At 70.8% G+C, this 7,526-nt stretch carries 8 protein-coding genes and 2 tRNA genes; 6 read left to right on the top strand and 4 right to left on the bottom strand.

Going from position 1 to position 7,526, the window contains the following annotated elements; all coding sequences use genetic code 11:
- Nucleotides 1–122: 122 nt before the first annotated feature.
- Together ACYVAQ_RS15895 and ACYVAQ_RS15890 are read left to right on the top strand one after the other, a co-directional pair.
- Nucleotides 123–725 carry a TetR/AcrR family transcriptional regulator gene (locus ACYVAQ_RS15895; RefSeq protein WP_460791387.1) on the top strand — a complete coding sequence of 201 codons (603 nt, stop codon included), beginning with the start codon at nt 123–125 and terminating at the stop codon, nt 723–725.
- Between the two features lie 10 nt (nt 726–735).
- Nucleotides 736–809, top strand: a tRNA-Arg gene (locus tag ACYVAQ_RS15890).
- Between the two features lies 1 nt (nt 810).
- Here ACYVAQ_RS15890 and ACYVAQ_RS15885 read toward each other — a convergent pair.
- Genes ACYVAQ_RS15885 through ACYVAQ_RS15875 form a run of 3 tightly spaced genes read right to left on the bottom strand, consistent with a single transcriptional unit; the run spans nt 811 to nt 3,075 of the window.
- The gene (locus tag ACYVAQ_RS15885; protein ID WP_460791386.1) at nt 811–1,836 is read right to left on the bottom strand and encodes an adenosine deaminase; all 1,026 of its coding nucleotides are present in this window, start codon (nt 1,834–1,836) and stop codon (nt 811–813) included.
- Complete coding sequence (locus ACYVAQ_RS15880) at nt 1,833–2,588, bottom strand: DsbA family protein (protein ID WP_460791385.1); 756 nt, start codon at nt 2,586–2,588, stop codon at nt 1,833–1,835. Before ACYVAQ_RS15880 ends, ACYVAQ_RS15885 begins: the two co-directional genes overlap by 4 nt.
- Before the next feature lies 1 nt (nt 2,589).
- Complete coding sequence (locus tag ACYVAQ_RS15875) at nt 2,590–3,075, bottom strand: MauE/DoxX family redox-associated membrane protein (RefSeq protein WP_460791384.1); 486 nt, start codon at nt 3,073–3,075, stop codon at nt 2,590–2,592.
- 67 nt (nt 3,076–3,142) lie between these two features.
- Between ACYVAQ_RS15875 and orn the strand changes: the two genes are divergently transcribed.
- The 3 genes from orn (at nt 3,143) to ACYVAQ_RS15860 (ending at nt 4,863) form a co-directional block, all read left to right on the top strand.
- Nucleotides 3,143–3,760, top strand: a complete 618-nt coding sequence (gene orn, locus ACYVAQ_RS15870; protein WP_460791383.1) for an oligoribonuclease — start codon at nt 3,143–3,145, stop codon at nt 3,758–3,760.
- 95 nt (nt 3,761–3,855) lie between these two features.
- Nucleotides 3,856–3,931 (top strand) — tRNA-His (locus ACYVAQ_RS15865).
- 164 nt (nt 3,932–4,095) lie between these two features.
- Complete coding sequence (locus ACYVAQ_RS15860) at nt 4,096–4,863, top strand: ZIP family metal transporter (RefSeq protein WP_460791382.1); 768 nt, start codon at nt 4,096–4,098, stop codon at nt 4,861–4,863.
- Between the two features lies 1 nt (nt 4,864).
- On the opposite strand, the gene ACYVAQ_RS15855 is transcribed toward ACYVAQ_RS15860, so the two are convergent.
- Entirely contained in the window at nt 4,865–5,821 is a 957-nt protein-coding gene (locus tag ACYVAQ_RS15855) for a pirin family protein (RefSeq protein WP_460791381.1), read from the bottom strand.
- A gap of 76 nt (nt 5,822–5,897) precedes the next feature.
- Here ACYVAQ_RS15855 and ACYVAQ_RS15850 point away from each other — a divergent pair, with 76 nt between their 5' ends.
- Nucleotides 5,898–7,448 (top strand): phytoene desaturase family protein, encoded by a 1,551-nt coding sequence (locus tag ACYVAQ_RS15850; protein ID WP_460791380.1) that lies wholly within the window; start codon nt 5,898–5,900, stop codon nt 7,446–7,448.
- Nucleotides 7,449–7,526: the final 78 nt, after the last annotated feature.

Below are 7,526 nucleotides of genomic sequence, written 5' to 3'. Positions count from 1 at the left end.
TCCCGATCACCATCACGAAGCACGAGAGCAGGGGCAGGACGGTTGGCCATGCCCCATGATTTCAGAACACCAACCATCTAGTTATTTACGACACGCGACACTAGATCCACTAGGATCGGACCGTGTCCGACGCGAAGCCCTATCACCACGGCTCCCTGCGCGCCGACGTGATCGCGGCCGCCGTCGCCGAGGTCGAGGCCGTGGGTGCCGCAGCGGTCAGCCTCCGGGAGATCGCGCGGCGCGCGGGCGTCTCGCATGCCGCCCCGATGCACCACTTCGGCGACAAGACCGGCCTGTTCACCGCCATCGCCACCGATGGCTTCCGGCAGGCAGCCGCCGCGATCGCCCCGCGGGCGCAGGGCCGGTTCGGCTTCCTGGACGGCGGAACCGCCTACGTCGAGTGGGCGATCAGCAACCCCGGCCACTTCGAGGTCATGTACCGCCCCGGCCTCTACCGCACCGACGACCCCGAGCTGGTCGAGGCGAAGGAGGCCGCGTTCGCGGTTCTCGACGGCAGCGGCGCCGCGCTCGCCGAGGAGTGGGGCATCGAGGACGCCGGCGGCCTGGTCCTGGCCGGCTGGTCCATGGCGCACGGCTTCGCCACCCTGCTGCTGGCCGGCAACCTCGACGACCTGGTCGACCTGGGGCCCGAGGACATCGCGCGCCGTCTCGAGGCCGGGCTGGTCGGCCTGGGGCGGGTCACGGCGGAGCGGATGAGAGACTGACCCACGTCCAGCCTCCGTGGCGCAACTGGATAGCGCAAGTAGCTTCTACCTACTGGGTTGCGGGTTCGAGTCCTGCCGGGGGCACTCAGGAGCTGTAGTCGTCGACCTCCGCGGTGATGCGCGCCTTGATGCCCTCCGGCGCGAAGGAGTGGCGCACGCTCGCCCGGGCCAGGTCCGCGATGCCGGCCCGATCGAGACCGAGGAGGTCGGCGGCGATCTCGTACTCCCGGTTGAGGCTGGTGCCGAACATCGAGGGGTCGTCGGAGTTGATCGTCACCGGTACGCCGGCGGCCACGAACTGCGGCAGCGGGTGCTCGGCGAGGCTCGCCACCGCGCGGGTCGCGACGTTCGACGACGGGCAGACCTCGAGCGCGATCCCGTGCTCGGCCAGGTGGGCCAGCAGCGCCGGGTCCTGAGCCGAGGACGTGCCGTGCCCGATCCGCTCGGCACCGAGATAGGTGAGCGACTCCCACACCGTCTGCGGCCCCGTCGTCTCCCCCGCGTGCGGGACCGAGTGCAGCCCGGCCGCGCGGGCGCGGTCGAAGTGCGGCTTGAACTGCGGCCGGTCTACACCGATCTCCGGGCCGCCGAGACCGAAGCCGATGAGTCCTTCGGGGCGGTGGTCCAGCGCGAAGCCGATCGTCGCGTCGGCCGCGGGAAGGCCGGACTCACCCGGGATGTCGTAGATCCAGCGGAAGGTCAGGCCGAAGTCACGCTCGACGGAGAGCCGCGCGTCCTCGATCGCCTCGGTGTAGGCCTCGATCGGCATGCCCCGCTCCGGGTCGTCCGGCAGCACCGAGGTGTAGGGCGTGCAGGTGAGCTCGGCGTACCGGACCGACTGGGTCTCGGCAAGCTCACGGCCGATCTCGTAGGTGAGGAAGCGGATGTCGTCCGGCGTACGCACCAGGTCGACGACGGCCAGGTAGACCTCGATGAAGTGGGCGAAGTCGCGGAACTCGAAGAACCGCTTGAGCGCGTCGGGGTCGCTCGGGACGGTGCCGGGGTGGCGCGAGGCGAGCTCGCTCACCATCCGTGGCGACGCCGAGCCGACGTGGTGGACGTGCAGCTCGGCCTTGGGCAGCCCGGCGACGAATGCCGCGAGGTCGCTCACGAGACGGCGGCCAACAGGTCGCGGGTGACCTGGTCGACGTAGCTCGTGGGGTCGAGCTGCTTGCCGTCGAGGAAGACAGAGGGCGTTGCCCCGACCCCCGCGTCGCTCGCCTCGGTGGTCGCGCCGGTCACCCACGCCTCCCCCGCATGGCTGAGGATGGCCTGCTTGACCTGGGTGCTGGTCGCCCCCGCCTGCCGCGCATAGGCCGCGAGCTGCTCGTCGCTCGGGAACGGCCCGGACTCGCTCGGCTGGTTCGCGTAGAGGATGTCGTGGAACTTCTTGGCCACCGCGACGCCGTCGTGCTGCAGCACGACGGAGAACGCGCCCGCCGACCGCACCGAGTAGCTGTCGGCCTTGCCGCCGCCGAGGAGGTCGAACGGCCGGTAGTCGACCTGGACCTTGCCCTCGGCGGCCAGCTTCGCCAGCTGGTCGCGCGAGTGGGACTCCAGGTAGCCGCAGATCGGGCACAGGAAGTCCTCGTAGATCACGACGTGGTGGGGCGCCGAGTCCGGTCCGATCACCAGGCCGTACTTCGACGTACCGAGCTGCGAGACCGCCTCCTCGCGCTGGGTCTGGTCGTGGTTGTTCTTGACGATCGAGAACACGATGGCACCGCCGACGATCAGGATCATCACCAGCGCCACGCCACCGATGGTCAGCAGCCGCCGCTGCGACTCCCGCCGGGCCTGCGCGGCGCGCATCGCGGCAGCGGTGGCGGCGCGATCGGCGGCCTTCTTGTCGGACGAGGACATGTCAGTCTCCTTCGAGAGGGATCTGGCGCTTGGGAAAGAGCAGGGAGTCGAGGGCGAGCGGCGTACGCCGCAGCCGCACGAGGAGCAGCGAGCCGAGGAGCAGGGCGGAGTCGCGGGCGATCTCCCAGGGGTACGCCGATGCGGCGTTCGGGTCCGCGCCGCCACCACCGAAGCAGCCGCAGTCGATCTTGATGCCGCGCGACCAGACCGATGCGATCGCGCCGATGTAGGCGAGCAGCAGCACCGCGGACAGCACCGCCGCGCCGCGGACGAACACGCCGGCGACGAGCGCCAGCCCGACGACCAGCTCGATCGCGGGCATGCTCACGCCCACCCACTCGGCGACCGAGGACGGCAGGATCTTGTAGGCCTGCACGGCATTGATGCTCTCGCTCGGCGCGACCACCTTGAGCGCCCCGGCGACGAGCCAGACACCGCCCACCACCAGGCGGGCCAGCACGCCCGCCCAGGGCAGTCCACGTTCCACGAGACCGGAGGTTATCCGGTACGGCTGAGCCGAACCTGAGACGACCTACGGCGTAGGGTGCTCAACCGTGAACGAACGACTCGTCTGGATCGACTGCGAGATGACCGGCCTCGACCTCGGCGCGGACGCGCTCATCGAGGTGGCGGCGCTGGTCACCGACTTCGACCTGAACGTCCTCGGCGAGGGCGTCGACGTCATCGTCAAGCCACCGGCCGAGGCGCTGGACCAGATGATCGAGTTCGTCCGCAACATGCACGCGACCTCGGGTCTTCTCGACGAGCTCGCGAACGGGGTGACGCTGCAGGAGGCCGAGGAGCAGGTCATGGCCTACATCCGCGAGCACTGCCCGGCGGACTCGCGGCCGCCGCTGGCCGGCAACACGGTCGCCACCGACCGCGGCTTCCTGGCCCGCGACATGCCGGCCCTCGACGAGTTCCTGCACTACCGGATCGTCGACGTCTCCTCGATCAAGGAGCTGGCCAAGCGCTGGTTCCCCCGCGCCTACTTCGCGGCGCCGGTCAAGCGCGGCAACCACCGGGCCCTCGCCGACATCCAGGAGAGCATCGAGGAGCTGCGCTACTACCGCGACACCGTCTTCGTGCCGCTCCCCGGCCCGGACACCGATGCCTCGAAGGAGGCGGCGGCCCGGCACGGCGGGTCGATCACGGGCCTCGGCCCGTCCTGACCCGGCCATGACCGGGGGCTCGGGCGATACCGATTGAACGAACCGGGCCCGGTCCCACTACACTCGTCCACGCTCCTTCGGGAGTGCATCACATGGTGGGCGTAGCTCAGCTGGTAGAGCATCGCGTTGTGGTCGCGAGGGTCGCGGGTTCGAGCCCCGTCGCTCACCCCATGTCACGCAGCCGGATCCTCGGATCCGGCTGCGGTCGTTTTCACCGTCCCGCGAGGGGCCGAGGATCCGGCTGCGGGAGGGGAGCCGCGTCGCGCGTATCGAGACCATCGCCACAGCATCCGGGGATTCCCTGAATGCCTTAGGTGTCCCTAACCTTAGTTCTCGTGACCTTCGAGAAGACCTTGATCCTCAGCGTGATCGCGGGCGGCACCATCTTCCTCGGCCTGCCGATCGCCCGGCTGCCCAAGCCGGCGCCCGTCCTGCGCAACCTGCTGAACGCGATCGCGGTCGGCATCCTGGTCTTCCTCGTCTGGGACGTGCTCTCCGCCGCCTGGGAGCCCGCCGACGCCGCGCTCTCCGCTGACGGCGGCGCCCAGTGGGGCAGCGCGATCGGCTACGGCGCCCTCATGTTCGGCGGCATCGCGGTCGGCCTGCTCGGCCTCGTCGGCTACGAGCGCCGCATGGCGCACGACCTCGACCCGGCCAAGCTGTCGCTGCTGATCGCCATCGGCATCGGGCTGCACAACTTCGCCGAGGGGCTGGCGATCGGCCAGTCCGCCGCGTCCGGCGCCATCGCGCTGGCGGTGCTCCTGGTCGTCGGTTTCGGCCTGCACAACGCCACCGAGGGCTTCGGGATCACCGCGCCCCTGGCCGGCGAGGAGCACCGGCCCACGTGGGGCCGGCTGCTGCTGCTCGGCCTGATCGGCGGCGGCCCGACCTTCGTCGGCACCCTGGTCGGCTACAAGGTCACCAGCGACCCGCTCGCGGTCGTCTTCCTCGCACTGGCCGCCGGCTCGATCCTCTACGTGGTGATCCAGCTGATCGGCGTGGCCGCCCGCGCCCGGCGTACCGACCTGCTGGCCGTGGGCATGGTCGTCGGGCTGCTGGCCGGCTTCCTCACCGACGCGATCGTGACCGCGGGCGGCGTCTGACTCAGATCCCTGCGGGGATGTGGCCGAACCGGCCCTTCTGGAAGTCCTCGTACGCCGCCAGCACCTCGGCCTTGGTGTTCATGACGAACGGGCCGGCCCAGGCGATGGGCTCGTTGATCGGCTTGCCGCCGACGACGATCACGTCGAGCTTCGGGCTCCGGCTCTCCTGGGTGCCGTCCGCGGTGATCGTCAGGTAGTCGCCGGCACCCATCACCGCGGTCTGGCCGGTGTGCAGCGGGCTCGGCTCCGTCGTACCGACCGATCCCGAGCCGTTGAGCACGTAGACGAGGGCGTTGTGCTCGACCTGCCACGGCAGCTCGAGCCGCGCGCCGGGCTCGATGGTGGCGTGCACCAACGTCATCGGGCTGTAGGTCGACCCCGGGCCGGCCTGGCCCGCGACCTCGCCCGCGATGACCCGGACCAGCGCGCCGGCGTCCGAGGAGGTCAGCAACGCGACCTCGCCGGAGCGGATGTCCTGGTAGCGCGGCTGGTTCATCTTGTCGGCCTTCGGCAGGTTCACCCACAGCTGGATGCCGTGGAAGAGGCCGCCCGACTGCACGAGCCACTCCGGCGGGGTCTCGATGTGCAGCAGGCCGCTGCCCGCGGTCATCCACTGCGTGTCGCCGTTGGTGATCGAGCCGCCACCGCCGTGGCTGTCCTGGTGGTCGAAGACGCCGTCGATGATGTAGGTGACGGTCTCGAAGCCGCGGTGCGGGTGCCAGGGCGTGCCCTTGGGCTCTCCCGGCGCGTACTCCACCTCGCCCATCTGGTCCATCATGATGAACGGGTCGAGGTGGCGCATGTCGATGCCGGCGAAGGCGCGGCGCACCGGGAACCCCTCCCCCTCGTAGCCGGTCGGGGCCGTGGTCACGCTCCAGACCGGACGCGGCTGGTCGCCCAGGCCGGGCTCCTTGATCCGGGGCAGGACGGTCAGGTCGTCGACGGTGATCGCGGGCATCGCACTCATCTCCTGAAGTAGGTGGTTGCCATGTCAACTATAAGCACGTGCGTCTTGTTCCCGCTAGGTTCGACGCATGGATTCCTACGACGTGGTCGTCGTCGGGGCCGGCCACAACGGGCTCACCGCGGCCGCGTACCTCGCTCGGGCAGGACTCTCGGTGCTCGTCCTCGAACGGCTCGACCACGTCGGGGGTGCGGCCGTGTCGGAGCAGGCGTTCCCCGGGCTGCCGACCCGGCTGTCGCGCTACTCCTACCTGGTCTCGCTGCTGCCGGACGCGGTCGTGCGCGACCTCGGGCTCGACATCGCGCTGGTCAGCCGCGAGACCGCGTCGTACACGCCCTACGTCCGCGACGGCGTCGCCGACGGGCTCCTCGTGGAGCGGCGCGAGGGGCAGGAGACGCGGGAGAGCTTCCGACGGCTGACCGGCGGTGATGAGCAGTACGCCGCCTGGCGAGCCTTCTACGGCGACGTCGGCAAGGTCGCCCAGGTCGTCGCACCGACCCTCACCGAGCCGCTCCCCCGCGACAAGGAGATCGCGGGTCAGGTCGCTCCGGCGACGTGGAAGCAGCTCGTCGAACGGCCGCTCGGCGAGGCGATCGAACGCCGCTTCAAGGACGACCTGGTGCGCGGCGTGGTCGCCACCGACGCGCTGATCGGGACGTTCGCCTCGTTGCACTCGCCGTCGCTGGTGCAGAACCGCTGCTTCCTCTACCACCTCATCGGCAACGGGACCGGCGAGTGGCGGGTGCCGGTGGGCGGCATGGGCGCGGTGACCACCGCCCTCGCGAAGGCAGCCTCCGATGCGGGCGCCCGCCTCGTGACCGGGGCCGGCGTCAGCGCGATCACCGACGACGGCACGGTGCGCTGGCACGACGGGACCTCCGATCAGACCGTCTCCGCCCGCTTCGTCCTCGCGAACGTCGCTCCCTGGGTCCTGCAGATCCTGCGCGGCGGCCCCGCCGATCCCGAGACCAAGCCCGAGGGTGCGCAGCTGAAGATCAACCTGCTGCTGTCGCGGCTCCCGCGACTGCGCTCGGGCATCGACCCGGCGGTCGCCTTCGCGGGCACCCTGCACCTCGCCGAGGGGTACGACGAGCTCGAGGCGGCGTACGCCGAGGCGGCCGCCGGTCAGCTGCCCACCCGGCTGCCCGGCGAGGTCTACTGCCACTCGCTCACCGATCCGTCGATCCTCGGCGACGTACCGCCCGGGACCCACACGCTCACCTACTTCGGCCTGCACACCCCGGCCCGGCTCTTCGAGGCGGACCCCGCTGCCGCCAAGCAGGAGGCCGTCGCCCGGGCGATCGCGTCGCTGGACGAGGTGCTCGCCGAGCCGCTGCTGTCCTGCGTGGCCCACGACTCCGCGGGCGAGCCCTGCATCGAGGCGAAGATCCCGCAGGACGTCGAGGCCGAGGTCGCGATGCCGGGGGGCCACATCTTCCACGGCGACCTGGACTGGCCCTGGGCACCGGCCCGCGCCGCCCTCGACACACCCGCCGCACGCTGGGGTGTCGAGACCGACCACCCGGCCCTCCTGCTCTGCGGATCGGGGGCCCGCCGGGGCGGTGCGGTGTCCGGGCTGGGCGGCCACAACGCCGCCCAGGCGGTCCTCGAATCACTGTGATCCAGAGGACGCTCGGAGGGCCCACCCGGATTTGGGCCGAAGGTCGCCGAGGTGTAATGTTCTCGGAGTCGAAAGACA

Source organism: Nocardioides maradonensis, from assembly GCF_054777115.1.
Note: the sequence above shows the minus strand (reverse complement) of the source record. Positions and strands in the feature narration are given on the sequence as shown.